Annotated in this window: 20 protein-coding genes and 3 pseudogenes; 13 read left to right on the top strand and 10 right to left on the bottom strand. The window is 73.8% G+C overall.

Annotated features, from left to right (window positions below):
• Window positions 1-771 precede the first annotated feature (771 nt).
• The 3 genes from ACZ5OX_RS34290 (at window position 772) to ACZ5OX_RS34280 (ending at window position 3,392) form a co-directional block, all read left to right on the top strand.
• A complete protein-coding gene (locus tag ACZ5OX_RS34290) occupies window positions 772-1,695 on the top strand; it encodes a universal stress protein (RefSeq protein WP_465635577.1) in 924 nt (307 codons plus the stop codon).
• Between the two features lie 88 nt (window positions 1,696-1,783).
• Window positions 1,784-2,257 (top strand): nucleoside deaminase, encoded by a 474-nt coding sequence (locus tag ACZ5OX_RS34285; protein WP_465635575.1) that lies wholly within the window; start codon window positions 1,784-1,786, stop codon window positions 2,255-2,257.
• A gap of 94 nt (window positions 2,258-2,351) precedes the next feature.
• Window positions 2,352-3,392 (top strand): zinc-binding alcohol dehydrogenase family protein, encoded by a 1,041-nt coding sequence (locus ACZ5OX_RS34280; protein ID WP_465635573.1) that lies wholly within the window; start codon window positions 2,352-2,354, stop codon window positions 3,390-3,392.
• A gap of 296 nt (window positions 3,393-3,688) precedes the next feature.
• Here ACZ5OX_RS34280 and ACZ5OX_RS34275 read toward each other — a convergent pair whose 3' ends face one another.
• Complete coding sequence (locus ACZ5OX_RS34275; protein WP_465635572.1) at window positions 3,689-5,524, bottom strand: hydroxysqualene dehydroxylase; 1,836 nt, start codon at window positions 5,522-5,524, stop codon at window positions 3,689-3,691.
• 187 nt (window positions 5,525-5,711) lie between these two features.
• Complete coding sequence (locus ACZ5OX_RS34270) at window positions 5,712-6,767, bottom strand: helix-turn-helix domain-containing protein (RefSeq protein ID WP_465635571.1); 1,056 nt, start codon at window positions 6,765-6,767, stop codon at window positions 5,712-5,714.
• A gap of 196 nt (window positions 6,768-6,963) precedes the next feature.
• On the opposite strand from ACZ5OX_RS34270, the gene ACZ5OX_RS34265 reads away from it, so the two are divergent.
• The 3 genes from ACZ5OX_RS34265 (at window position 6,964) to ACZ5OX_RS34255 (ending at window position 10,170) form a co-directional block, all read left to right on the top strand.
• Window positions 6,964-7,602: an HAD-IA family hydrolase gene (locus tag ACZ5OX_RS34265; RefSeq protein WP_465635570.1), complete on the top strand. Its 639-nt coding sequence runs from the start codon at window positions 6,964-6,966 to the stop codon at window positions 7,600-7,602.
• 289 nt (window positions 7,603-7,891) lie between these two features.
• Window positions 7,892-8,512 carry a DoxX family protein gene (locus ACZ5OX_RS34260; protein WP_465635568.1) on the top strand — a complete coding sequence of 207 codons (621 nt, stop codon included), beginning with the start codon at window positions 7,892-7,894 and terminating at the stop codon, window positions 8,510-8,512.
• 209 nt (window positions 8,513-8,721) lie between these two features.
• Window positions 8,722-10,170: an alkaline phosphatase family protein gene (locus ACZ5OX_RS34255; protein WP_465635566.1), complete on the top strand. Its 1,449-nt coding sequence runs from the start codon at window positions 8,722-8,724 to the stop codon at window positions 10,168-10,170.
• A gap of 144 nt (window positions 10,171-10,314) precedes the next feature.
• Here ACZ5OX_RS34255 and ACZ5OX_RS34250 read toward each other — a convergent pair whose 3' ends face one another.
• The 3 genes from ACZ5OX_RS34250 to ACZ5OX_RS34240 form a co-directional block, all read right to left on the bottom strand.
• Entirely contained in the window at window positions 10,315-10,566 is a 252-nt protein-coding gene (locus ACZ5OX_RS34250) for a hypothetical protein (RefSeq protein ID WP_465635564.1), read from the bottom strand.
• A 174-nt stretch (window positions 10,567-10,740) separates the two neighbouring features.
• The gene (thpR, locus tag ACZ5OX_RS34245; RefSeq protein ID WP_465635562.1) at window positions 10,741-11,361 is read right to left on the bottom strand and encodes an RNA 2',3'-cyclic phosphodiesterase; all 621 of its coding nucleotides are present in this window, start codon (window positions 11,359-11,361) and stop codon (window positions 10,741-10,743) included.
• A gap of 195 nt (window positions 11,362-11,556) precedes the next feature.
• Window positions 11,557-11,820 (bottom strand): dsRBD fold-containing protein, encoded by a 264-nt coding sequence (locus ACZ5OX_RS34240; RefSeq protein ID WP_465635560.1) that lies wholly within the window; start codon window positions 11,818-11,820, stop codon window positions 11,557-11,559.
• A 257-nt stretch (window positions 11,821-12,077) separates the two neighbouring features.
• On the opposite strand from ACZ5OX_RS34240, the pseudogene ACZ5OX_RS34235 reads away from it, so the two are divergent.
• From ACZ5OX_RS34235 to ACZ5OX_RS34225, 3 pseudogenes are all read left to right on the top strand, one after another.
• Window positions 12,078-12,926 (top strand): annotated as a pseudogene (locus tag ACZ5OX_RS34235) (DMT family transporter); the annotation flags it as partial.
• Between the two features lie 225 nt (window positions 12,927-13,151).
• Window positions 13,152-13,558, top strand: a pseudogene (locus ACZ5OX_RS34230) (DUF6629 family protein).
• Between the two features lie 35 nt (window positions 13,559-13,593).
• Window positions 13,594-13,740, top strand: a pseudogene (locus tag ACZ5OX_RS34225) (DUF6629 family protein); the annotation flags it as partial.
• Window positions 13,741-13,846: 106 nt separating this feature from the next.
• Here ACZ5OX_RS34225 and ACZ5OX_RS34220 read toward each other — a convergent pair.
• Together ACZ5OX_RS34220 and ACZ5OX_RS34215 are read right to left on the bottom strand one after the other, a co-directional pair.
• A complete protein-coding gene (locus ACZ5OX_RS34220; protein WP_465635558.1) occupies window positions 13,847-15,238 on the bottom strand; it encodes an MFS transporter in 1,392 nt (463 codons plus the stop codon).
• Window positions 15,235-15,855 (bottom strand): helix-turn-helix domain-containing protein, encoded by a 621-nt coding sequence (locus tag ACZ5OX_RS34215; RefSeq protein ID WP_449793225.1) that lies wholly within the window; start codon window positions 15,853-15,855, stop codon window positions 15,235-15,237. The genes ACZ5OX_RS34220 and ACZ5OX_RS34215 overlap by 4 nt, the downstream gene beginning before the upstream one ends.
• A 298-nt stretch (window positions 15,856-16,153) precedes the next feature.
• Between ACZ5OX_RS34215 and ACZ5OX_RS34210 the strand changes: the two genes are divergently transcribed.
• Together ACZ5OX_RS34210 and polX are read left to right on the top strand one after the other, a co-directional pair.
• Complete coding sequence (locus ACZ5OX_RS34210; protein WP_465635556.1) at window positions 16,154-16,876, top strand: sensor histidine kinase; 723 nt, start codon at window positions 16,154-16,156, stop codon at window positions 16,874-16,876.
• 164 nt (window positions 16,877-17,040) lie between these two features.
• Window positions 17,041-18,771, top strand: coding sequence for a DNA polymerase/3'-5' exonuclease PolX (gene polX / locus ACZ5OX_RS34205; RefSeq protein ID WP_465635554.1), 1,731 nt, complete (start codon window positions 17,041-17,043; stop codon window positions 18,769-18,771).
• 79 nt (window positions 18,772-18,850) lie between these two features.
• On the opposite strand, the gene ACZ5OX_RS34200 is transcribed toward polX, so the two are convergent.
• A complete protein-coding gene (locus tag ACZ5OX_RS34200) occupies window positions 18,851-19,729 on the bottom strand; it encodes a carbohydrate kinase family protein (protein ID WP_465635552.1) in 879 nt (292 codons plus the stop codon).
• A 3-nt stretch (window positions 19,730-19,732) separates the two neighbouring features.
• Window positions 19,733-20,773, bottom strand: a complete 1,041-nt coding sequence (locus tag ACZ5OX_RS34195; protein ID WP_465635550.1) for a pseudouridine-5'-phosphate glycosidase — start codon at window positions 20,771-20,773, stop codon at window positions 19,733-19,735.
• 260 nt (window positions 20,774-21,033) lie between these two features.
• Here ACZ5OX_RS34195 and ACZ5OX_RS34190 point away from each other — a divergent pair, with 260 nt between their 5' ends.
• Window positions 21,034-22,698: a peptide-N4-asparagine amidase gene (locus ACZ5OX_RS34190; protein WP_465635548.1), complete on the top strand. Its 1,665-nt coding sequence runs from the start codon at window positions 21,034-21,036 to the stop codon at window positions 22,696-22,698.
• Window positions 22,699-23,068: 370 nt separating this feature from the next.
• On the opposite strand, the gene ACZ5OX_RS34185 is transcribed toward ACZ5OX_RS34190, so the two are convergent.
• Window positions 23,069-23,767 (bottom strand): response regulator transcription factor, encoded by a 699-nt coding sequence (locus ACZ5OX_RS34185; RefSeq protein WP_465635546.1) that lies wholly within the window; start codon window positions 23,765-23,767, stop codon window positions 23,069-23,071.
• A 323-nt stretch (window positions 23,768-24,090) separates the two neighbouring features.
• On the opposite strand from ACZ5OX_RS34185, the gene ACZ5OX_RS34180 reads away from it, so the two are divergent.
• Window positions 24,091-24,981 carry a S1 family peptidase gene (locus ACZ5OX_RS34180; RefSeq protein ID WP_465635544.1) on the top strand — a complete coding sequence of 297 codons (891 nt, stop codon included), beginning with the start codon at window positions 24,091-24,093 and terminating at the stop codon, window positions 24,979-24,981.
• Window positions 24,982-25,299: the final 318 nt, after the last annotated feature.

The following is a 25,299-nucleotide window of genomic DNA, read 5'->3' as shown; positions in this document are numbered from 1 at the left end:
GAGGTTGTTCAGGAAGTCACGGACCGGCGCGGGTGTCGAGAGCGTGGTAGCCCGCTTCACGGGTCGAGGAGGATCGGACCGAGGAAGAACCTCTAGCAACGTCAGCGCCTTGTACGTGCTTCATCGCTGTTTCACTGGCGTGTTCGCGCGCTGTCTCAACGAACCGACCTAAGAAACGCGCCGCGCGGTTCGTGAAGATCCACGCGCTCCGGCCCGTCCAACGCTATTCCACTGTCGGATCCTCTCAACCCCGATCGTGAACCGGCCGTCGGCGAGTTTGCGCAGCCAGCCGCGGTCGGCGAGCTTGGTCGGTTGTGCGCGAAGCGGCTCCAGCTTGCCCCGGACGCCGACAGGAAGGCCGAGTATCTCGCTGACCCGACGGACCGTGACCGGCCGAAGAGTTCGTAGTCTCCTACCAAGCCGCAGCCACCCTCGCCTCACTCCTCGTGTGGGCCTGACCCTTTGACGACACTGCCCTAGGTCCAGCGACCTTGAGTCAGCAGACGGCTTCGCTTCCCAACACGCTCACTTGACAGGGAACGTCGTAGTCCGCCGGACCTGAGTACGCGTGCCGCTCGCCTGACCGGCCAGGACGTCCCCGATGTAGCACCGCAGGCCCCGCGCCGGGACCGGCCGGACCCTGCCGAAGTCGGCGTTCGGTGGTGCCATGGAAGTAGGTACGGGCCGGGTCTACGGGCCCGGCCCCGTACCGAGTCAGTCGGATACCGAAAGTCACCGACGGCAACGCCTCACCGACCGAGGAGTCCCACCATGACGTCCGAAAGCCCCGACGACCCCGACGACCCCGGCGGTCCCGACGACCCCGGCGGTCCCGACGACCCCGGCGGTCCCGTCGTCCTCGGCGTCGACGCCCACGACACCGGCTCGATGGCCGCCGCCTGGGCCGCCGACGAGGCCGCCCGCAAGGGCCTGCCGCTGCGGCTGGTGCACGCCGTGCCGTCGCTGTACCGCGAGTTCCGCCCGTTCGACGAGGGCCGCTACCACAAGGCCCTGCGTGAGCGGGCCGACCGGGCGCTCGGCCGGGCCGCCGCCGTCGCCCGGGAGCGCCATCCCGGGCTGGCCGTGACCGCCGTCGTGGCCGAGGACGTCCCGGCGCCCGCGCTGTGCCGGGAGTCCCGCCGGGCCTCGCTCGTCGTCCTCGGCTCCCGGCGGCTGAGCCGGGTGGAGGAGGCGCTGAGCACGTACTCGGTGGCCGTGCCGGTCAGCGCCCAGGCGCACTGCCCGGTGGTCGTGGTCCGCGACCCCGAGCACACCACCCAGGACCCGCCGTACGTGGTGCTCGGCGTGGACGGCAGCCCGTCCTCGGAACCCGCCGTCGACTTCGCCTTCGCGTACGCGGACGAGCGCCGGGCCGCACTGCGCGTCCTGTGGGTCTGGCAGCGCCCGCCGGCCGGCAGCCCGGACGAGCCCGCCACCGAGCAGTTGCTGCACCGCCTGCTCTTCGAGTCCACCGCGGGACGCCACGAGCACCACCCGGACGTGACCGTGACCCACGAGGTCGTGCACGGCCACCCGGTCGAGGAGCTGGCCCGCGCCGGCGAGCACGCCCTCGCCGTGGTCGTCGGCCGGCGCGGCAACGGCGGGTTCACCGGCATGCGCCTCGGCTCCGTCCCCCACGGCCTGCTCCGCCGCGCTCACTGCCCGGTCGTCACCGTGCCCGCTCACCCGCGGTGAGCCCGGACCGGCCGCGTCCTGCGTTCGGCCCCCACTCGCTCCGCCCCTTCCGCCCCTTCCGTCCCTTCCGCCCCTGAGGAGTCCGCCAGTGACCGACCACACCCGCACCCACCTGCTCACGGCCATCGACCTCGCGGCCTCCGCCCGCGCCCACGGCAACCACCCCTTCGGCGCGCTGCTGACCGACCCGGACGGAGGCGTCCTGCTCACGGCCGAGAACACCGTGCTGACGGACCACGACGTCACCGCCCACGCGGAGACCAACCTGGTCCGGCAGGCCTGCCGCACCCTGGCCCCGCACCTGCTCAACGGGACCGTCCTGTACAGCAGCACCGAGCCCTGCGCGATGTGCGCCGGAGCGATCTACTGGAGCGGCATCCGGCAGGTCGTCTACGCGCTCTCCGCCACCGACCTGAACGCCATCGCCGGGGTGGACCCGGACGAACCGGTGCTCGACCTGCCCTGCCGCCAGGTCTTCGCCGCCGGCGGCAGCACCGTGGCGGTCTCCGGCCCGCACCTCTTCGAGGAGGCCTCCGCCGTGCACACGGGGTACTGGGGCTGACGGACGACGGAGCGGAAGGCCAGCCCCCGGACGCCCGGTCCCGCAGGCCGAGCGGCGCGGGTGGCACGAATGGCAGGAGTGGCAGGAGACGGCGATGAGCACGACGGACCCCCTCCCCACGGAGACCGACGCCTGGGTGGTGGACCGCCCGGGGCCGGTCGGCGGGCTCGGACCGGGACCACTGGCGTGGGAGCGGCGGCCGCTGGAGCCGCCCGGGCCGCGGGAGATCCTGGTGGAGGTGGAGGCCTGCGGGGTGTGCCGCACCGACCTCCACCTCGCGGAGGGGGACCTCTCCCCCAGGACGGCACGGTGTACCCCCGGGCACGAGGTGGTCGGCCGCGTGCTCGCGGTCGGCGCGGACGCCGAGGGGTTCGGCGTCGGGGACCGGGCCGGGGTGGCCTGGCTAGCCGGGACCTGCGGCCGGTGCGGCTACTGCCGCAGCGGCCGTGAGAACCTCTGCCCCGACTCCCGCTACACCGGCTGGGACCGGCACGGCGGCTACGCCCGGCACCTGACCGCCGACGCCCGCTACGCCTACCGGCTGGCCGAGGGCCCGCCCGCCGAGCAGCTCGCCCCGCTGCTGTGCGCCGGGATCATCGGCTACCGCGCCCTGGAACGCGCCGAACTGCCCGCCGGCGGACTGCTCGGCATCTACGGCTTCGGCGCGTCCGCCCACCTGACCGCCCAGATCGCCCTCGCCCGGGGCGCCCGGGTGGCCGTGTTCACCCGCGCCGTACCCGCCAGGCGGCTCGCCCTGGACCTCGGCGCCGGTTTCGCCGGCGACTCCTTCGACCCGCCCCCGGAGCCACTGGACGCCGCGATCCTCTTCGCCCCGGCCGGCGAGCTCGTGCCCGCCGCCCTCGCCGCCCTGGACCGCGGCGGCACGCTCGCCGTCGCGGGCATCCACCTCACCGACATCCCGCGACTCGACTACCAGCGGCACCTCTTCCGGGAACGCACCCTGCGCAGCGTCACCGCCAACACCCGCGCCGACGGCCGGGCCTTCCTCGCGGAGGCGGCCCGCACCCGCCCGGCCGTCCACGTGACCCGCTACCCCCTGCGGCAGGCCGACACCGCGCTCGCCGACCTCGCCGCCGACCGGGTCACCGGCGTCGCGGTACTCGTCCCCGAGTAGCCGGGGCCGCAGGCGCGGCGGGCGTACGACGCGCCGAAGGAGGACTTCCCCGAGGTGGGCCCGGCTGGATCAGCCGGGCAGGAAGGCGAACGCCACTCTCGCGGACTTCGTCTCCGCGAGCACGAGCAGTTGCTTCGACACCGTGTCGTAGCGCAGCCCGAGCGAGGTGAGGGTGGGCAGCACCTCCTGGGGGACCTCCTCAGCTCCGGCAAGAACTTCTTCGGCTTCCTCTGGCACGGCCGGGGATCTGGCACGGCCAGGGATGAGGACGAAGGGACCCCGCCCGGCGGGCGGGGTCAGCCGAGGTCGAAGGTGTTCGGCAGGCCGAGGCGGTAGCGGGCCTCGTCGACCAGCTTGAGCGGTTCCAGCTCCGGGGGCCGGAACAGGCCCCAGACCCGGCAGCGTTCGGCGGTCGACCCGTCCGCGTCCAGCAGGGCGTTGACGGCGCGGCGCGCGGACTCGTTGGCGCCCTCCATGGTGGCCAGGTCGACCTCGGTGCGGACGTAGTCGCCGGCCAGGAAGAAGTTGCCCACCGCGGTCGTGGCGGAGGGCCGGCGGTAGAGCGTTCCGGCGGGGTGGACCAGCAGTTGCTCGCGGTTGGCCGGCGCCGGCCCGCCCAGACCGGTGACGGCCGGGTCGAGGAACCACGAGTGCACGTCCGCGTCGGCCGGCCACCCGGCACCGGGCCGGTCGAAGGCCCGCCGGCACTGCGCCCAGACCTCGCGGGCCACCTCCTCGCGGGTGCACTCCTTGGCCGTGCGGCCGTAGAGGATCCCGGGCCTGTCCCACTCCGAGACGCAGACCGACAGACAGTCGCGCACCGTTCCGTCGCCGTAGGCGGCCGCGAAGTCCCGGTCCCAGAACTGCGCCTGGCCGACCGCGGTGAGCGACCACGGGGAGTCCAGGCAGACGGCGTGGCCGTGCGCCAAGCGCACCGGGCGGCGCAGGTAGAACTGGATGCCCGTCATCCAGTCCGTGCCGATCGCGTCGCAGCGCGCCAACTGCGGATCGGCGGCGCGCAGTTGCGGGCCCCAGGTGGCGCGGGCGTGCTCGACCGGCAACGCGCTGAGGTAGTGGTCGGCCCGTACGGTCTCGGGGTCGCCGCCGCCGGCCGGTGCCACCCGCACCCCGGCGATCCCGCCCTCGGCGTACAGCACCTCCAGCACCTCGGTCCCGGTGCGGAACTCGACGCCCAACGAGGCGAGATGGGCCGCCCACGGGTCGATCCAGGCCTCGCTGGTGGGGCCGTTCAGCACCCGGTCGGGCTGTCCGTCGCCGCCGCGCCCGAGCAGGCCGTTCAGCAGGAAGGCCTCGACGACGGTGCGGGCCACCGTACGGGTGCTGGCCTGCTCGGCCCGGGTCGCGACCAGGTCCCGGGTCAGGCCGACCCCGAGCAGGCGCTGGTAGTCGTGGGACATCCGCCCGGCCCCGATGAAGTCCCACCACGGCACCCGCTCCCACTGCTGCTCGCGGCGCAGGTCGCAGCTGGTCAGGTGGACCAGGAGCCGGTCCACGAAGTAGGCCAGCTCGTCGGCGGGCAGGTGCAGCACCTCGTCCAGCGCACCGGCCAGGATCCGCCGCAGGGCGTCCGGGGCCAGGTCACCCAGGTCGAGCGGCCGGGTGAGGGACCGGAACGGGAGCAGCAGGCCCGGGCGCGGGGCGTCGAAGGCCAGCAGCGCCTGGGTGGCGGCGCGCAGGTTGTCGTGGACGCCACCGGGGTTGCCGGGGACGGGGATGCGGCGCAGGGTGTCCGGCAGGTTGCGGTAGAAGCCGGGGAAGAACCGGAAGCCGTGCTCCCCCGGCAGCGCCCGCCGGCCGCCGGCCGCACTGCCCGGCACGTCCATGCTCCGGGCCTTGCCGCCGAGCGCGGCGTGGTACTCGTACACCGTCACCCGGTAGCCGCGCTCGGCGAGTTCGTGCGCCGCGCTCAACCCGGAGACCCCGCCGCCGAGGACCGCCACGCTCCGCCCCGGGCCGCCGCGGGCGCCGGCGCCCGCGGCGCGCGGAAGCGCGGCGGCACCGGCCGCTTGCCCGACAGCCATGGCGCCGCCCAGCGCGGCGGCCCCGGCGAGGAACTGGCGGCGCGTCCGCCCGTTCGCCGCGGCCTCCGGCAGGCCTTCCGTCAACCCCATGATGCGCGCACCTCCACTCCCTGGCCGCACCGGACGGCGGGTGCGACCCCCGGTGTGCAACGACCGGAACCGGCGCCGGTCACCACCCGTCGCCGGGCCGGTTGCAGGGCCGGTTGCGGTCCGGTTGCGGGGCCGGTTGCGGGCCCGGTTGCGGGGCCGCGCTGTTCGTCACCGGGCTGGACGAGCCTCAGACGGTCCGGCCGGTGCAGGCTGCGGTGGTCACCAGGCTGGTGAAGGCGACCTCGGAGGCGTGCTGCCCGGCGGGGTCGTACGGGTTGCGGGAGAGCACGATCCGGCGCTGCCCGGTGTCGTCGCCGAGCATGACGCTGCTGTAGCCGATGCTGTCGCCACGGTGGCCCCAGAAGTCTCCGCACGGGGTGCGTGTGCGCTCCAGGCCGAGGCCGTAGTCGGCGCCGCGTCCGAGGCCCGTGGTGTGCTTCATCTCGGCGAGTTCGGCTGGCCCGAGGAGCCGCCCTCCCAGCAGGGCGGACATGAAGGCGGCGAGGTCGGCAGTGGTGGAGATGCCGGCGCCGGAGGGGCCGGCGATGGTCGGATTGAACAGCGTGACGTCCACCGGGCCGCTGGGCAGGCTGACGTAGGCGCGGGTGTGGCGGCCGGGGACGGTGGGGTGGCAGCGGCAGCGGGCCTGAATTGAGGTCTTCTCGTCGGCGCTGATCACGTACTCGTCCTCCCCCAGCGGCCGCCCCTGCCAGGTGCGGGCGTACAGGTCCAGCACGCGCTGGGCCTTGGTGCGGAACCCAGGGTCGGTGATAAAGATCCAGGAACGGTGCTGCCATGGCTTGAGCGCGTCGTCCTTGAGCCAGCGGCGCACGGTGGACGCCGAGACGCTGTCGGTGACGCCGCGTGAAGTCAGCTCGGCGGCGATTTCCGGGCACGACCAGCGCGACAAAGGGACCCTGCTCTCGGCCGGGAGCTGGCAGGCCAGGGCCTTGGCCTCGGCGACCTGTACGGGAGTGAAACGGGCCGGGCGCCCGCTGCGCCTGCGGTCGGCCAGGGCCGGCAGGCCGGCGTCGGCGAACCGGCCGCGCCAGGTGCGCACGGTGTCCACGTGCACGCCCACCTCGGCCGCGATCCGCACGTTGGGTGTGCCCCGGGCCGTCAGGAGCACGATGCGCGAGCGGACCCTGGTGTGGTGCGGGGTCTTGTGGCCGTAGGCCGCCTTCTTCAGCTGTTGCCGCTCGGCGGCGGTCAGGAGAACGGGACGGGCGGCAGGAACAGGCAAGGCAGACAGGCCGATCAGCAGGAGTGGATCAGGACTGCGATAGTGTGCCGCGCCCGGCACGGCGGCCGGGCAGGACCCCGGCGGTCCGGCCAGTGTTGGTGCCGAGCCTGCCGGGGCCGCCGACAGCCGGATGCCACGATGCATTGCCCATGGGTGGGCGCAGGGCGCCGAAGGGTGCCTGGGATGATCTCGACCTATGGAGAACCTGGCGTTCGATGCGGTGCTGTGCGATCTCGACGGAGTGATCCGCTTCTACGACCTCGCGGACGTGGGGCGCCTGGAGCGGACCGCCGGGCTCCCCGAGGGCACTACCGCTGAGATTGCGTTCGCCCCGGAGCGGGACCTGCCGCTGCTGCTCGGCCAGATCAGCCGGGCCCAGTGGGCTGCCTCCATCGCTGACGCCCTGACCAGCCAGATCCCTGCCCGGCAGGCTGACGCTCTGGCCACTGCCTTCGCCTATGCCCCCTTCCGGGTAGACCGGGCAGTGGTAGAGCTAATCCGCAAGCTCCGCGGCAAGGTGCCCGTCGTGCTGGTCACCAACGCCACCCTGTGGCTCGACGAGGACCTCACTCTGCTCGGACTCACCGACCTCGCCGACCATGTGATCAACAGCTCCCGCGTCGGCATCGCCAAGCCTGATCCCGGGATCTACCAGATCGCCGTGGATCGAGCGGGCGTCCCGGCCGGGCGCTGCCTGTTCGTGGACGACACCCAGGCCAACATCGACGCGGCCCGCGCGGCCGGCATGACCGCCCTGCTCTACCGCGACCCCTCAGACCTCTTCCGGGCACTGGCACCGGTCCTTGAACAGGACACGGGAATGCTGGCCGGATAGACCAACGACCGGGGCAAACGACGTCAGCCAGTGGTCTCCCAGGGACGACGTCGGCAGGCCGCCCCGGCGGACCAGCACGCATAGCGCTCATCTCCCCCAACCGCTGACTTACCGTCAACCCCCGAAGGACTTCGAACTCCGACCACTAAGCTGCGGGCTTCCGAGCCGGCACCTGACGGGCCGTGCCCGGTTGGCACTTCGGGCCGCCCCTCACCCGGATCCCGCCAGCCGCGGCGCATCCCGTCCTCTTCGGTGCCGGGGACTCTGAAGGGATCCGAAGGAGGGGCGAATGGAGTCGTATCTCGCACGGGTGGTGCGGTCCGGCAGACGCCGGGTCGACGTTTTCTCCCGCGGCTACCGGCGGGTGGCCCCCGTCGTACTGCGGGCCAGCGTCGGGCTGGTGTACCTCTGGTTCGGGGTGCTCAAGTTCATCCCGGGGGCCAGTCCCGCCGAGGACCTCGCCACCCGCTGCATGAGCCTGCTGACCCTCGACCTGGTGCCGCCCGGCGTCTCGCGGCCGCTGCTGGCGGTCTTGGAGGTCGCCATCGGGGCCGGTCTGGTCACCGGGCTGCTGCTCCGCGTCGTCCTGACCGTGTTCTTCGTGCACATGGCCGGAGTGTTCGCGACGCTCGTCCTGCTGCCGAACGACGTGTGGGTGCACGGCGTCCCGCCCGTCCCGACACTCGAGGGGCAGTACATCCTCAAGAACGTCGTGCTGATCGCGGCCTGCCTGACCGTCGCCACTCGGGGAGAGGAGAGGACGCGGTCCGGCCCCGCCTTCAGCCGGGCGCCGAAGCCGGCGCCGTACGACGACGGCCGGCTCGCCGCCGTCACCCTGGCGGCAGCCGCGGCTCCCGGCCCCCGCGCGTCCGCCGTCGACCGTCTGACCTTCTCGCGGCCCGGCGCGTAGGCCCAGCGCGTAGAGGCGGCGCGTAGGCCCAGCGCGTAGGGGCGGCACGTAGGCCCGGCGCGTAGGGGCGGCCGGCTCGGCGGGTGACCGGCGCGCCCTCGACCGTTCATCCGTCACCTCCGCTGCGCCGAAGTTCCCGGGGAAGGCGAAAGGCGGTCCGGCGCGGTGGCATCCCGCACGCGCGCCGGCGTGACAGAGAGGGCGGACGGATGTCCGGAACGACCCGACGGAGGCTGCTCGGCTCGGCGGCCGGTGTGCTGGGGGCGGCAGCGGCGACGAGCCTGCTGCCGCCGAGTGTCCAGCGGGCGGTGGCGGCGGGGGTGCCGAGGGCCGGTTCGCTGCGGGACGTCGAGCATGTGGTCCTGCTGATGCAGGAGAACCGGTCCTTCGACCACTACTTCGGCACGCTGGCCGGCGTCCGCGGCTTCGCGGACCCGCACGCGCTGCGACTGGAGAACGGGCGCTCCGTGTTCCACCAACCCGACAGCGCCCACCCGGACGGCTACCTGCTGCCGTTCCACCTGGACACCCGCACCACGAGCGCGCAGGCGATCCCGTCCACCAGCCACGCCTGGTCGGTGCAGCACCAGGCCTGGAACGGCGGGAAGATGGACCGGTGGCTGCCCGCGCACCGGGCCGCCGACGGTGTCAACGGCCCGTACGTGATGGGGTACTACACCCGGGAGGACATCCCCTTCCAGTTCGCCCTGGCCGAGTCGTTCACCATCTGCGACAACTACTTCTGCTCGGTCCAGGGACCGACCTGGCCAAACCGGCTGTACTGGATGACGGGCTCGATCGGCGCCGACGGCAGCCAGGGCGGCCCCGTCACCAAGAACTCGACACCCGAGCCGCTGACCTGGAAAACCTACCCCGAACAGCTGGAGGCGGCCGGCGTCAGCTGGCAGGTGTACCAGGAGGCCGACAACTACGGCACCAACGTGCTCTCGCTCTTCAGGAGCTTTCAGCAGGCCGCGCCCGGCAGCGCACTGCACCGCAGGGGCATGACGGCCCGGCCGGCCGGCACCTTCGAGGACGACGCGCGCAACGACCGGCTGCCGGCCGTCTCCTGGATCCTGCCGACCAGCCACCAGTCCGAGCACCCGGACTACCTGCCCGCCGCCGGCGCCGACTACGTCGCGTCCAAGATCGAGGCGGTCGCATCGAACCCCGAGGTCTGGGCGAAGACGGTGTTCATCCTCGACTATGACGAGAACGACGGCCTGTTCGACCACGTGCCGCCGCCGGTGCCCCCGGCCGGGACTCCGGGCGAGTTCGTCGACGGCCTGCCGATCGGCGGCGGCTTCCGGGTGCCGTGCATCATCGTCTCGCCCTGGACGGTGGGCGGATGGGTCGCCAGTGAGGCCTTCGACCACACCTCGGTGCTGCGGTTCCTGGAGCGGTTCACCGGGGTCCGGTCGGCCACCGTCACCGACTGGCGTCGCCGCACCTTCGGGGACCTGACCTCGGCCTTCCAGTTCCATCGCGGCGTGCGCCGGGCCCCGGCGCTGCCCGCGACCGCCGCGCAACTCGAACTGGCCGAGTACGAGGTGGCGCACTACCCGGCGCCCACCCTGCCTGGCGCGGGCCAGCAGTTCCCCGTCCAGGAGCCCGGCTACCGTCCGCACCTGCCCCATGGACTCCACGGGCCCCGGTAGCGCTCGACTGCTTTCGGCCCGGGGCCGGGTCCGGGTCTTGATCCGGGTCCGGCCCCGGCCCCGGGGCCGGGGCTCGGGGCTCGGGGCTCGGCTCACACCGTGCCGCAGCTCTGGAAGCCCCTCGGTTCGACGGGTGGCTGAACGTCAGTAGGCGGCGTTGGCGTGGTCGTTGAACCAGTCGGGCATGCTTGCCCGCCATTCACCCGCACCCGCTTCGAACGTCATGCCGTCGTCCGAGTAGTTGTCGTCAGTGAACACCTGCCCGTACCCGGCCTGCCCGTAGTGGGTGCAGTTGCCCGCCGCGTGGGCACTGGGCACGGCGGCGCCCAGCGCCGCCACGGTCGCCACGGCGACCATCCCCGCCTTGAGGCGGGGCAGTTCGAACGTCCGGGGCATCTCGGTCCTCTCCTGACATGGTGTCTGCCACACGTGATGATGACGACGACGTCGGGGCCCCCGACCAGTGGGAGGCCCGTACCGGTAGGAGTTCGTGATCCGGCGTCGACGGATTCCGGACGGCTCTCCGGCCCGGTGTCGGCTCCCCGCCATCCGCGGGTACCGGCCGGCCGGCTACGAGTCGGTGAGAGCGCCGTCGCTCCCGGCCTGGACGACGCTGGTGCCGAAGCGCCACGCATCGATGTCGCGATAGCGGATCGGCCCGGGGCCGCGGCCGATGTTGCTGCCGACCAGGTGGAGACGTTCGGTCCACCACGGCCGGCCCACGAACCCGGTGAGGCCGGCCGCGGCCAGCGGAACGCTGACGGCGTCGTCGCGGCGGGCGCGTGCCAGCGTCAGATGGGGGCGCAGCGGCCGCTCCCTGAACTCGATTCCGCAGGACCTGACCAGGTCCCGGACGTCGGCGGCGAGCAGGTGCAGCCGCTCCAGGTCTCCGTCGATCCCGCTCCACAGCAGTCGCTGGTCGAAGTGGCCGCCACCGCGCAGGCGCAGGTTCAGGGCGGGATGCGACGCGGCGGCACCGGCCAGCGCCGATCGCAGCGGCGGCACCGCCGTAGACGGCAGTTCGCCGAGGAAGGCCAGGGTGATGTGCCAGTCCTCGATCCGGTTCCACCGCAGTCGCGGGTACCCGGCGTAGGCGGGTTGCAGGGCCCGGGCCAGCTCGTCCTTGGCGTCGTCGGGCGGAGCCAGTGCGATGAAGACGCGCAGGGTCGAGGGTTCGGGGTGATCGTCCACGAGGGGGGAGGGTAGCCGAGGGCGGGTCGACCGTGCTCGCTCCTGCCGGACGGGCCGAATCACGGCCGGGCCCGGCCGTGATTCGGCTGGAGGACGGCCCGTCGACCCGGACGACGTCCTGCGTGACCCCGGGCGACGCCGGTAGGCCGCCGCCCGGGCGACGATGGGCTCAGTAGATCAACTCAGGAGATCAGCTCAGTAGATCAGGTAACCCGGACGGTGCCCTTCGTCGTCGATCTCCCCGGTGGCCTGGGTCCGCAGCTTGTGGGCCAGTTCCTCCAGGGCCCGGGAGGCCGCGACCTCCTCGCCGATTCTGGCGAGCGGACGGTCGTCCGCGCTCTTGGTGGACTCGCCGTGCGCGCTCAGGCCGGGCGCCCTCGCGCCGGTCAGCCTGGCCTCGCACGTCGTGTGCACGCCGTCTTCGTCGAAGCTCAGCTCCACGTCCCACTGGTTGTGCATGCCACACCTCCTGGCGGCGGCCCCCGTCGCGCTGTCCGGACCGGCACGGACGGAGGCCCGCAGCGGCCGCTCTCACCAGAGTGCGCCTGCCCGGCCGCTGGCGGCAAGCGCTGCCGGGGGCGCGCGGCGCGCCGTGTCGTCGCGCGACCGGCCCGGGCACCCGCCCGGCGGTAGGCTGACGGGAGCGGCCGCGACGCCCGACCCACCCCTCGGACTCGTCGGCGCGGCGCGGGCAGCGACAACCTGGTGGTCCCTCCGTGGCGGTCTTCCTCCTCGCTCTCAGTGCGGCCTGCTGTCTGGGGCTCGGCTTCGTCCTCCAGCAGCACGCGGCGCAGCGAGCCCCGCAGCCCGATCTGCTGCACTGGCGGCTGCTGCTCGACCTGATGCGGATGCCGCAGTGGCTGGTCGGCACCGGGTTCATGGTCAGCGGGCTGATCCTCTCCGCGCTCGCCCTCAACCAGGGCGAGGTGTCGCTGGTCGAGCCGCTGCTGGCCACCAATCTGATCTTCGCTATGGCGCTGGCCCGGGTGTTGACCCGTCAGACCCTGGGACGCTCCGGCTGGGCCGGGGTGCTGCTGCTGGCCCTCGGGGTGACGGCCTTCATCGTGGCCGGGCAGCCGACGGGCGGCGGGCCGCTCGCCGGGGAGCTGCGGCACTGGCTGGTGGTCGGAACGGTGGTCGGGCTGGTCCTGCTGCTGGTCTCGATGGCCCGGCGGCTGCCGCTGTTCGAGGAGGCGACCCTGCTGGCGCTCGCCGCCGGACTGCTCTACGGCCTCCAGGACGCGCTGACCCGGACCACCACCCAGCGCCTCGACCACGAGGGCCTGGCCGCGGTGCTGCGCAGCTGGCAGCCGTACGCGGTGGTGGTGGCGGGGGTGGTCGGGCTGCTGCTGGTGCAGAGCGCCTTCGAGGCCGCGCCGCTGCGGATGTCCCTGCCGGCACTGACCGCCGCCCAGCCGCTGGCCGGGATCGCCTGTGCGGTGGGCTTCCTCGGCGACCGGTTGCGGGTGACCCCGGCCGCGCTGGCCTGGCAGGCGGCCGGGATGCTGGCGATCGTGATCGGGGTGATCGTGATCGGCCGCCATCCGGCGATGCCCGGAACCGCCGGCGACACCCTGGAGAGCATCGGGGCGTTGCCGGAGGAACCGGAGGAACCGGAGGAGGTCAAGACGGAGGAGAAGGCAGAGGAAGCGGCGGGGGAGAAAGCACAGGACGAGGCCCGGAGAAACGCGCAGGGAGACGCGCGGGGAGACTCGCGGGGCGGGCCGGAGAAGAAGCCGACCGGCGATCCCCCGGAGAGCGGCCGCCCCGGGAGCAGCGGTTAGGCCGCGATGTGCTGGAGCGCGCGGGCGGACGCCGTGGCCGGTGGGGTGGTCGCGCTCGCGGGGGTGGCGTGCCTGGTCCGTGCCCACCGGGCCGGCCAGCCCGAGCGTCCTCCGCTCGCCGCGCTCCCCCTGGTGCTGGGCCTGCAGAGTTGATCGAGGCGCTGGTCTGGCTCGGTACGGAGGGCGGACTGCCGGACGGCCTCGCCGGCGCGGCCCGTACCGCCTGGGCGGTGGTCGCACTGCCGTTGCTGCCCGTGTCCGTTCCCGCCGCCGTGTGGTGCGCGACCAGCGGGCCGCGCCGACGGATGCTCGCCGCACTCACCCTGCTCGGTGCGGCGGTCGCCGTCCCGCTGGCCGTGGCCGTCGTGTCCCGCCCGGTGACGGCCACCGTGCGCGGCCACACGCTCGGCTAGGCCCGGCGGTCGGCGTACCGAACCCGGCCCTTCGGCTGGCCGGTTACCTCCTCGCCACCATCGGCTCCTTCCTGGTGAGCGGCGACCCGCTGCTCCGCCATCTCGGTCTTCTCACCGGTGCGGGTGCTGTCGTCGGTGCTCTGCTCTGGCGCCTCGCCTTCGTCTCCACCTGGTGTGCCCTCGCCGCCCTGGCCGGCCTGGTGCTGCTTCACCGGGCGGGCCATCGCCCGGCGGCGCGCCCGCCCCGCCGGGCGATGGCCCGACCCGTCAGCCGCGCCGACGGGCGGCTTACGCGCTGTGCGCCGGTTCCGGCTCGGCCGCCGCACCGCCCGCACCGTTCGCGTTGCGCACCTCGCCTGCGTTGCCCGCCTCGCCTGCGCCATCCGCGTGCCCGCGGAGGCGGTCCATCTCGCGCCACTCGGGGCGCAGCCCGGCCAGCGTGGTGGTGGCGAAGTACAGGGCTCCGCTGGCGATCAGGCTGGGTATCAGTCCGACCATGGCGACCGCCGCACCGGCGGCCAGCCCGCCGAGCGGGATGCCGGCCCAGGCGAGGGAGCCGCTGAGGGCCTGGACACGGCCCAGCAGGTGGCGGGGCACCCGCTCGAAGAGCACCGCGCCGAGGATCGGGTTGAGGAAGCCCCCGCCGAAGCCGCCGATCGCGAAGACCGTGAGCACCAGCCACATCGGCGCGCCAAGGGCGAGCACCAGGAAACGCGGTATGCCGCACAGCAGGAAGCCCGCGAAGAAGACCGTCCGGCGGGGCAGCCGGGAGGCGACGGCCGCCGCTATCAGGCTGCCGACGACCGCGGTGGCGCCCATGACGGCCGTCATCAGGCCGATGGCGGCCGGGCCGTTGCCGGACTCCCGCGCCCAGACCGGGACGAGAACGGTGGTGAAACCAGCGTCGATCAGGTTGGTGATGCCGACCATCACGGTGACGGTGAGCAGCAGCGGCTCCGAGCGCAGGAAGGTGAAGCCCTCGCCGAACATCCGCCAGTAGCCCGCGGGCTGCTGCTCCTCCTCGGTCGGGTCGGCTGCAGCGGCAGGCACCGCCGAGCGCCCCATGCCGCGCGGGAGCGCGACCGCGATGATCAGCGATCCGAGCGCGAAGGTGCCCGCGTTGACCGCCAGCCCGACGAGCGGGCCAACCAGGGCGACCAGCCCGCCGCCGACCGCCGGGCCGACGGTGGAGGCCAGCCGCTCGGCGACACCCGACAGCCCGGTGGCGCGCTCCATCGGCACCCGGGCGCGGTCGGCTGCCTCCGGGACCATGACGGACTTGGCCAAGTCCCCCGGGCCGCGCATCGCCCCGATCACCGCGACCATCACCAGCAACACCTGGAACGGGAGCAGTCCCTGCGCGTGCAGCAGCGGGATCAGCCCGGCCGCGACCGCGCTGGCCGCGTCCGTCGTCCAGGACACCGTCCGCGGCCCGATCCGGTCCACCAAGGGCCCGGTCAGTGCCTTGACCGCCACGTACGGCGCCATCTCGGCGAAGGCGACCAGGCCCGTCATGGTGGCGCTGCCGGTGGTGGCCAGGACGAACCAGGGCAGGGCGATCGCCGAGACGCGGGTGCCCGTCACCGAGACGACGGAGGCGGTCAGCACCCCGACGAGCGGGCGGAAGCTGCGCCCGGGCCCGTCGGTGGCGGTTCTCGTGGTGGTGGTGGTGCTCGTCATGTGGTTCCCCCCTCGTCGGTGTCGTCGCGCACGTCCGGCAGGACGTGGACGACGACGGACACCTGCTCCGATCCCTCCGGGACCGGCCCCTCGGCGCCCAGCCAGCGGTAGCGCCGTATCACTTCACTCAACTCGCCGGACAGCTGCTCGGCCTCGGCGGGCGTCAACTGCAGTACCAGATCACTCAGGTTCACCGCCTTGCGCCAAGCCCGCGGCATCGCCTCGAAGGCGTCCAGCGTGCGCTGGGCCGCCAGGGTGTGCGCGGCCAGCACGGACCGCAGATAGCCGGCGGCCTCGCCCAACTGCTCGTCCGCCATGTCGTCCACCGTCCAGACCGTGAGCCGGTGGGCCGAACGCCACCAGCGCTCGCGGGCGTTCCCGCGCCCCTCGTCCTCCTCGACGAAGCCCGCGGCGGCGAGCTGGCGCAGGTGGTAGCTCGTCGCGCCGGAGTTGATCCCCAGCTCCGCGGCGAGCCGCGTCGCCGTGGAGGGGCCGTACTTGCGCAGCAGCCCCACCACCCGCAGACGTACGGGGTGTGCCATCGCCCGCATGCTCTCGGCGGTGAGGGCGACGGCGCGCTGGTCGTCGCTGTGCTTCCAGCCGTGCTCTTCGGTCATGGCAGGAGACTAGAACCACAAAGGATTCTTTGCAAAGGGTTTTTTGCGAAGAAGTCTTTGCGGTTCGGTTCGGCTCTGTGCCGTTCGTCGAGCGGGACCGCGCCCGGGCCCCTGGCCCGCCGGTCGGCGGGTGCCCGGCCGGCCGCTTCGGCGGGGGCCCGGGACGGACCGCGGACCGGAGCGGGATTGTCACCCGGGCGGCCGAGGGCGCAGGCTGGCAGGAAGGGCCCGGAGGTCGGCCCACCGCGATCGGCCGCGGATCGGATGACGGCCGCCGGGGAGCACGAGGGGCAGGGCGATGGCACGCGGGAGGCTCTGGGGCTACGTCGCGTCGGGAGCCCGGGCGCTCGGCGCGCTCGGCGGCACCGTCGGGGCCGTCGGGGCGGGCGGCACCGGACACCGGGGCGGGCCCGGACGGGTGGGCGCACGGGCGAGGGCCGAAGCCGAGGAGGGCCCCGGCCCGTACTCGCCGGGCGCGCCGGCCGCGCCCAGGGCGCTCAGCCGCACGGAGCTGGAGCGGCTGCGGTGGACGGGCCGGCAGGAGGGCTGCGAGCCGATGGCCCGGCACGTCCAGGTGGCCGAGGTGCTCCGCCGGGTGGTGCGCGGCGGCGACCGGGCGGCTGCCGTGACGGTGCGGGTGGCGCCCGGACTCCCGGTGGTGGCCGGGGACGCCCGCCGGCTGGAGGCCGCCGTCGCCGGCCTGGTCGACCACGCGATCCGGCGCAGCCCGTTGGGCGGCCGGGTGCTGGTCCGGGCCGACGTGGCGGGCGGCGCCTCCGTGCTGCGGGCACCCGGCAGGACGGCGGAGACCCTCGGCCGGGTGGAGATCCGGGTCTCCGACCAGGGTGCCCACGAGCCCTCCGAGGCACGCGCGTGGCTGATCGGGGGCGGACGGACGGACGGCCCGGTAGGGCCAGCCCTGCGGAGCCTGGTGGTGGCCTCGGGCGCCCGGCTCGCGGTGGAGTCCACCCCCGGCGGCGGGCTCACCGTCATCCTGCTGCTGACCGTCGCGTACGACTGACCCCGGGACGACCAACGACCGCGCCCCCTGTACGGCGGCCCCCGGGAGTCCGCCCCAGGGAGACCGGCCCCGTACGACCCGCGGAGTACCCTCCCGCGCACCTCCGCTCCACCCGGCGGAGCGCACACCCGGCAGGCCCATGCCGCCGCCCCTAGACTTGCCCCATGCCCCGGCTCAACGACCAGGTCAGGGAACTGCTCCAGGAGTACGCCGACCTGATCAACATCACCGGCGGGGACGCCTTCCGGGCCCGCGCCTACGAGAAGGCCGCCCGCGCGGTCGGCGGCCACCCCGAGGACCTGGCCGACCTGGACGTCAAGGGCCTGCAGCAGATCCCCGGCGTCGGCAAGTCCACCGCCGAGAAGATCGCCGAGTTCCTCGCCACTGGGACCATCCCCGCCCTGGAGGCGCTGCGCGCCGAGATCCCGTCCGGCGTACGGGAGATGATGGCCGTCCCCAGCGTGGGGCCGAAGCGCGCCCTGGCCCTCTACCGCGACCTGGGGATCGCCTCGGTGGACGAACTCGCCGCGGCCGCCCGCGCCGAGAAGCTCGCCGACCTGCCCGGCTTCGGCGAGCGCAGCGGCGAGAAGATCCTGCACGGCATCGATCTGATGCGGCAGTCCGGCGGCCGCACCCTGCTGGACACCGCCACCGAGCTGGCCGAGCAGCTGGTCGCCGCGCTCTCCACCGTCCCCGGCTGCACCCGCTGCGCGTACGCGGGCTCACTGCGCCGGATGCGCGAGACGGTGGGCGACATCGACGTGCTCGCGACCGCCGAGGACTCCGCCCCGCTGATGGCCGCGCTCACCGAACTCCCGTACGTCACCGACGTGATCGGCAGCGGGAGCACCAAGACCTCGGTCCGTACCACCCAGGGCGTACAGGTGGACCTGCGGGTCGTACCGGAGGGGGACTGGGGAGCGGCGCTGGTCTACTTCACCGGTTCGAAGGCGCACAACATCAAGCTGCGCACGATGGCCGTCCGGGCCGGGCTGAAGCTCTCCGAGTACGGGCTGTTCGAGGTGGACGGCGGCGCCAAGGTGGTCTCGGAGAGCGAGGACGAGGTGTACGCGGCGCTCGGCCTGCCGTGGATCCCGCCGCCGCTGCGCGAGGACCGGGGCGAGATCGAGGCCGCGCTGGACGGCGGACTCCCGGACCTGGTCCAGGAGTCCGACCTGCGCGGCGACCTGCACACCCACACCGACCTGACCGACGGGCTGGCCACCCTGGAGGAGATGGTCGACACCGCCGCCGCCCGCGGCTACTCCTACTTCGCCGTCACCGACCACGCCCCGGACCTGGTGATGCAGCGGATGACGGACGAGAAGATGCTCGCCCAGCGCGAGCAGCTGCGGCAACTCGCCGACCGGCACAAGAAGTTGCGACTGCTGCACGGCACCGAGCTGAACATCGGCCCGGACGGTGGGGTGGACTGGCCGCCCGAGTTCCTGGCCGGCTTCGACGTCTGCGTGGCCTCCGTGCACTCGCACTTCGCCCTGGACCGGGCCGCCCAGACCCGTCGGCTGATCCGCGCCTGCGAGAACCCGTACGTGCACGTCATCGGCCACCTCACCACCCGCCGGATCGGCCGGCGCGGGCCGATCGACGTCGACCTGGACGCGGTGTTCGAGGCCGCCGCACGCACCGGCACCGCGATCGAGATCAACAGCTCCCCGCAACGGCTCGACCTGCGCGACGAGGACATCCTGCGGGCCAGGCGGCACGGCGTGCGCTTCGCCGTCGACAGCGACGCGCACGCCACCGGCCACCTCGCCTACCCGCGCTACGGCATCGGCACGGCGCAGCGCGGCTGGCTCACCGCCGAGGACGTGATCAACACCTGGACCTGGCAGAAGCTGAAGCACTTCCTCCGCAAGGACGCGGTGCCCAAGTAGCTCCGGGCCCAGGTGGCTCCGGGCCCGAGCGACCCCGGGCCCGGCGCCGCGACCGCGCTCGGCGGAAGCCCGCCGAACGTCACTCCCCGCCCCAGGAGGCCCCGGGCGAGGCCAGCACCCGGGCCGCGCCGCGGTGCCCGAGCCCGACCGCGCGCCCGAGGTCCCCGGTGTCCAGGAAGCCGGCCAGGAACCCCGCCGCGAAGGCGTCCCCGGCCCCCGTGAGGTCGCGCACCTCGGCCACCGGCGGCACCGGCACCACGAGCAGCGGCTCACCGGGCACGTCGACGGCGGTCGGCCCGGCGCCCGCCTTGGTGACCACCGTGGTGACCGCCAGCCGGGCGCGCTCCGGCCCGGGCAGGCCGCCCACCAGCAGCCCGAGGAACTCCGACTCGGAGCGGTCGGCGAACACGAAGGTCGGCGCCAACCCGGCCAGCAGCGCAAGGAATCGCTCCCGGCCGAACCTCTCCAGCATGCCGGTCGAGGAGGCGTCCACCGAGGTGGTGCCGCCCGCCCGCCGGGCCCTCACGAGCGCGTCGACGGCCGTGCTGCCGACCGGCTCGCCGTCGAAGGAGTAGGCCGGCACGTGCAGGTGGGTCAGCCCGGTCAGCCACGCGTCCGGGACCCGCTCCAGCAGCGTGGCGGCGCCCCGGTCGGGCAGCATGGTCCGCTCGCCGTCCTGGTCGATCAGCACCACCACGCTGCCGGTCCGGCCGCGCCGGGAGACCCGTACGTCGACGCCGTGGCCGGTCAGTTCGGCGACGAGGCCGTCCCCGACCGCGTCCGCGCCGACGCAGCCGAGGAAGCGCGCCGGGTGCTGCCCGGCGGCGAAGCGGGCGACGTTGGCCGCGCTGCCGCCGCGCCAGCGGAACACCCGGGCGCCGGAGTCGGTGCCGTGCCGCAGCGGGCCGTCGGCCCAGACCACGATGTCCTCGACGAGGTCGCCGAGCACCCCCAGCACGGCTCAGGCCCCGGTCTCGGTCGGGACGGCCGAAGCGGCGCCACCGGCGCCGGCGGCCATGCCACCGGCACCACCCGCCGCCAGCGCGGTCGCGATCTCCCCGCCGAGCCGGACGTTGCCCCGGTACACCTCGACGTTGACCTCCAGGCTGCGCCCGCCGGTGTCCCGCCGGATGAAGTCGAGCAGGAAGGGCGTGGAGGCGTTGCCGGCGACGCCCTGCCGCTCGGCCTCGGCCCGGGCGCGCGTCAGGATGCCGTCCAGCTCCTCCGGCGGCAGCTGCTTGGCCGGGTCGACCGGGTTGGCGATCAGAACGGCCTGCGGCAGGGCGAGCCGGTCGCGGGCCTCGATGACCCTGGCGGCCTGCTCGGGCGACTCCACACTGAAGTTGATCTCGTGGCCGGAGTCGGTGACGTAGAAGCCCGGGTACTTGCGGGTGCGGTAGCCGATGACCGGGACGTTGTGGGTCTCGAAGCGCTCCAGGGTGGCCCGGATGTCGAGGATGGACTTCACGCCCGCGCTGATCACGGTGACCGGGGTGGCGGCCAGGGTGGTGATGTCGGCCGACTCGTCGAAGCTCTCCGAGGCGCCGAAGTGCACGCCGCCCAGGCCGCCGGTGGCGAAGACCCGGATGCCGGCGCGGTGGGCGAGGAAGGCGGTGGCGGCGACGGTGGTGCCGCCGTGCCCGCCGAACACTGCGACCACCGGGAGGTCGCGCAGGCTCACCTTCTCCAGGCCGTCGACGGTGGACAGTTCGGTGATCTGCTCGGTGCTCAGCCCGACCGTGGGCACCCCGGCGTGCACCCCGATCGTGGCCGGGACGACGCCCGCCGCCCGCAGCCGCTCCTCCGCCTCCATGGCGACGGCCAGGTTGCGCGGCCTCGGCAGGCCGTGGGTGAAGATGGTCGACTCCAGGGCGACCACCGGCCGGCCGTCGGCGAGGGCCCGGGCGACCTCCTCGGACACCTCGATGGCGGAGGCGGCGGAAGCGGCGGAAGCGGCGGAAGCGGCGGAAGCGGCAGGAGCGGCGGGGCGAAGTCCGGTCATGATGCGAACTCTCTGTGAGGATGCCACTACGGCTGAGCGGGATGCCGCTCAGCGTATGGACGGTTCGCACCGGCAGCCAGGGTGCGTCCCCGGGGTCGCACTCGCCGGCCCCGACCAAAGCGGGCCGCCACGCCGCCGGAGGCGCGGCGACGGACGGACGCCATCCCTTGACGCTGGCATGCCACCCCCGGAAGGATTCCCGGATCATCCGACCGGCCCGCGGCACCCGTCCGCGGGCCGCCCGACCCCGGGAACCCGCCTTGGCCCTGCGCCCGTTGCTCCGCCGCGCCGCCGGTCTGGTCGGCGCCGCCGTCCTCACCCTGGCCGGCACCCTCACCGCCGCCGGTCCGGCCCACGCCGACTTCGGCACCGACTACCACGACCCGGTCACCGCCACCAAGCCGCTCACCCGCCCCGACACCCGCTCCTGCACCGTCGAGGTGATGCACGAGCGCGAGTTCCGCAACGGGTACGGCAACCCGCCGGACACCCCGTACACCACCACCCTCACCCCGCCCGCCGACTGCGCCGGCCCCTGGTCGGCGGTGGTCCTGGACCTCCACGGGCAGGTCGCCGGGCGGCAGTTCGACCGCATCTTCAGCGTCCGCGTCGGCGGCGTCCAGGTGCTGCTCTCCTCCACCCCGGAGCCGTCCAAGGACGGCATCGCCTGGAGCGTCGAGCACGACGTCACCCGCTACGCCCCGCTCTTCGCGGAAGGCCCGCAGGACTTCTCCTTCGACCTCGCCAACGTCACCGACGCCACCTACACGGGCGTCTTCACGATCAGCGCGAGCCTGAGCTTCTACACCGCGGACGAACACCGGCCGGCCGCCCGCACCGCCGACCGGCTGCTCACCACCGGCCCGTTCGGGCTCACCCAGGCCGCACCCACCGCCGGACGGGACCTCACCTTCCCGCAGAACCTCGAACGCCTCACCGCCGAGGTCTACGCCCGAGGCGGCGGCGCCTGCGAGGAGTTCGCCTACGCCTCCGCGCCGGACGCCTTCGCCGTCGCCAACCCGGGCACCGGCATCTGCGGCAAGGGCCCGTTCCGCGAGCTGCGGCTCACCGTGGACGGCCGGGTGGCCGGAGCCGTCTGGCCGTACCCGGTGATCTACACCGGCGGCTGGGACCCGCTGCTCTGGCGGCCCGTGCCCGGCGTCTTCGCCTTCGACCTGCCCGCCTACCGGCTCGACCTCACCCCGTACGTCGGGCTGCTGCTGGACGGCCGGCCGCACACCGTGGGCGTCACCGTGAACGCCGCCGAGGCACAGAACAACGACGTCTGGACCGGCCAGGTCAACCTCTTCGCCGAGACGGACCACGGCGCCGCCCGCACCACAGGACAGCTCACCGACCACCGGGTCGCCCCGGAGGCCACCGTCGCCACCGACCTCGCCGACCACGGCGGCGGCAGCGGCGACTGGACGGTCACCGCCGCCCGGAACGACCTCGCCCGGGGCTGGGTGCAGACCTCGCACGGCCGGATCACCACCGAGGTCCGCGACGAACTCGCCTTCCGCTCCACCCAGCGGTTGCGCGACGGCGGCAACGACCTGACGCTGCGCAACGGCACCGATCTCACCCGCACCACCTCCACCTGGGGCGGCGGCCCGCACCGCACCACCACCGTGCACGAGGGCGAACCGCTGGACGTCTCCTACCGGGTGAGCCGGGACGCGGCAGGCAACAGCGACCAGACCACCGCCATGGAACTCGGCTACCACCGCGAGGCCACCGCGGCGACCGGCGGCCACGTCACCGAGCGCTCCACCGTCGACCACACCCTGCGCCCCACCGCCGTGCGGCACGACGGGGACCGCACCGTCCGGACCGGCAGCAGCACCGAGGAGTACCGCAGCACCGGGCCCGAGGGGCCGTACCAGCGGACGCTGAGCTTCGTGGACGGCTGGCCGCGTACCTGAAACCAGCACGACCGAAGCCCGCGCACCCGAAGCCCGACTGCCCGGGTTGTGAAAATTGCCCGGATTCGTGCCGCACACCCCTGGTGCACGGCGCGTGGGAGGCGCATGATGGGAGTTGGACCTGTGAGGCAGCTGAAATAGTTCGACCGCAGGAGGCAGTGGCGACAGATCGAGACGGATCAGGGTCTGCCGCTGGTCACTACCTCGGTCGACGATCGAACTACGGCCGGAGGACACCACGTCCGGAGGCCACCCCAGTCTCACAGGTTCCACGCGTCCACGGAGCATCCCCTCGGCCCCGTGGACGCGTTCCCGTTCTTCCCTCCCGCGGCCGTTACCGCGCGCGTGGCCGTTCCCGGGCCCACGGCCGCTACCGAGCCGCCCAGCCCATCTCCCAGGCGTGCACCGCGATCCCGACCCGGTTCCCCACCCCGAGCTTGCGCTGGATGCTGGCGACGTGGGTCTTCACCGTGCCCGGTGAGATGAACAGCTCCGCGGCGATGTCCGCGTTGGTGCGGCCCGCCGCGACGTGCCCGGCGATCTCCACCTCCCGCTCGGTCAGCGGCACCAGCGGAGCCGCCTGACGGCGGTCCGGGCGGCGGTCCGGGCGGCGCGGCACCGTCACGTGCCGCAGCAACCGGACGGTGACCGACGGGCTGATCAGGCTCTCCCCGTCCGCGGCCGCCCGTACCGCCTCGGCCAGCAGGGACGGGCCGGAACGCTTCAGCAGGAAGCCGGACGCCCCGTGCCGCAGGGCCGGGTACACGTACTCGTCCAGGTCGAAGGTGGTCAGCACCACCACCCGCACCGGCTCCGCCACCCCCGGACCGGCCAGCCGCCGGGTCAGCTCCAACCCGTCCATCCGCGGCATCCGGATGTCCACCAGCGCGACGTCCGGCCGCAGTTCGGCCGCCAGCTCCAGCGCGGCCAGCCCGTCCGCCGCCTCGCCCACCACCTCGATGTCCGGCTGGGCCGTCAGAATCCTTCGCACACCGCGGCGGACGGCCTCCTGGTCGTCCGCGATCAGGGTGCGGATCACCCGCCGGTCCTCGCCGTTCACACTCGTCACGCCCAGCAGTGTGGCGCACGGGGTGAGCGGCGGGAAAGTTCACGCGGCGGACCGTACGCGGTTCCCCTTCGTCCGGTGGGCCGGCCGCCATGAACGAATCCGGTGGACGTCTCTCCGTCAGCCGCCGCGGCCTCCTGGCCGGTGCGACCGGCGTCGGCCTCGGCGGCGGCCGGGGCCACTGAGGCCTGCCCGAAGAGGGGGGATATCCCCCCATTCGCCGACCTGCTGCCCCGGCACGGCATCCACCGGCCGGCGCCATGGTCCAGCCGATCTTGAACGTACAGGCTGAGCACATCCGAATCCCCGAACGGAAGGAACCGTCCGTGTTCAGTCCCAAGCCGTCCCGTCGCCGTGCCGTCCGCGCCGCAACCGTCGGGACCCTCGCCGCCGTCGCCTGCACCACCCTCATGGCGGGCAGTGCCGGGGCGATCGTCAACGGCGGTGACTCCACCGAACGCTACCCCTTCATGGCGGTGATCCCGATGTCCGCCCCGGAGGCCGGCCTGCTCGACGGCAACTGCGGGGGGTCGCTGATCGACCGCCAGTGGGTGCTGACGGCGGCACACTGCGTGACCGGCGAGATCGAACTCGACGGCACCGTCCGCATCGGCAGCGACCAGCGCAAGACCGGCGGAACCGTCCGGAAGATCGACCGGACCTTCGTCCACCCCGGCTATGCGAACGGCGACAACCAGGGCCCCAACAAGAACGACCTCGCCCTGATCCGCCTCGACCGGCCCGTCTCCGAGCAACCCATCAGGATCGCGAAGGAGGCGGGCGACCCGGGTACCCCGACCCGGCTCCTCGGCTTCGGCACCACCGTCGACGGCGAGTTCGACTTCCCCGACCACCTGCAGGAGCTGAACACCCGCCTGGGCGCCGAGTCCGAATGCGCACCCGGCTTCGCCGACCCGACCAGGCTGTGCACGGTCAGCCCCAAGCCCAAGGCCATGGCGTGCCACGGCGACTCCGGCGGCCCGCAGCTCCAGGAGGCCCGCAACGGACGGTGGGAGCTCGTCGGCGTCACCTCGGGCCCCGGCGTCCTGGGTGTGCCGTGCTCGACCGGCCCCGGGCTGTACACCAGCGCGCCCGCCTACGCCAACTGGATCAAGCAGACCGTGAAGGCCGACAGCAGCCACTCAGTCGACGAAGCCGACACCGTGCTCACCGACCGCACGGCGGACACCGGCGCCACGTCGGCCGAACTCCGGTAACACGCCCGGCCGCTGACGCCACCACGGCACTCGGCCGGCCGACCCGGTCGCCGTTCGCGCCAGGCCCCGCCCTCGTACGGGCCGTCATGTGCCGGCCGGGCTCCTGGCCGACAGCCGCAGGGTGTACCTGACGGCACCCGTCGGGCCGGCGGAGACCGCCCGAAACGCGTCACCCCTCCGCCGTGCCCCTCCGCCGTCCACGGAAGCGGGGGGGGGGGGGGGGGGGGGGGGGGGGGGGGGGGGGGGGGGGGGGGGGGGGGGGGGGGGGGGGGGGGGGGGGGGGGGGGTAAGGGGAGGGGGGAGGGGGGGGGGGGGTGG

Source organism: Kitasatospora sp. NPDC032121 (genome assembly GCF_055580145.1).
Note: the sequence above shows the minus strand (reverse complement) of the source record. Positions and strands in the feature narration are given on the sequence as shown.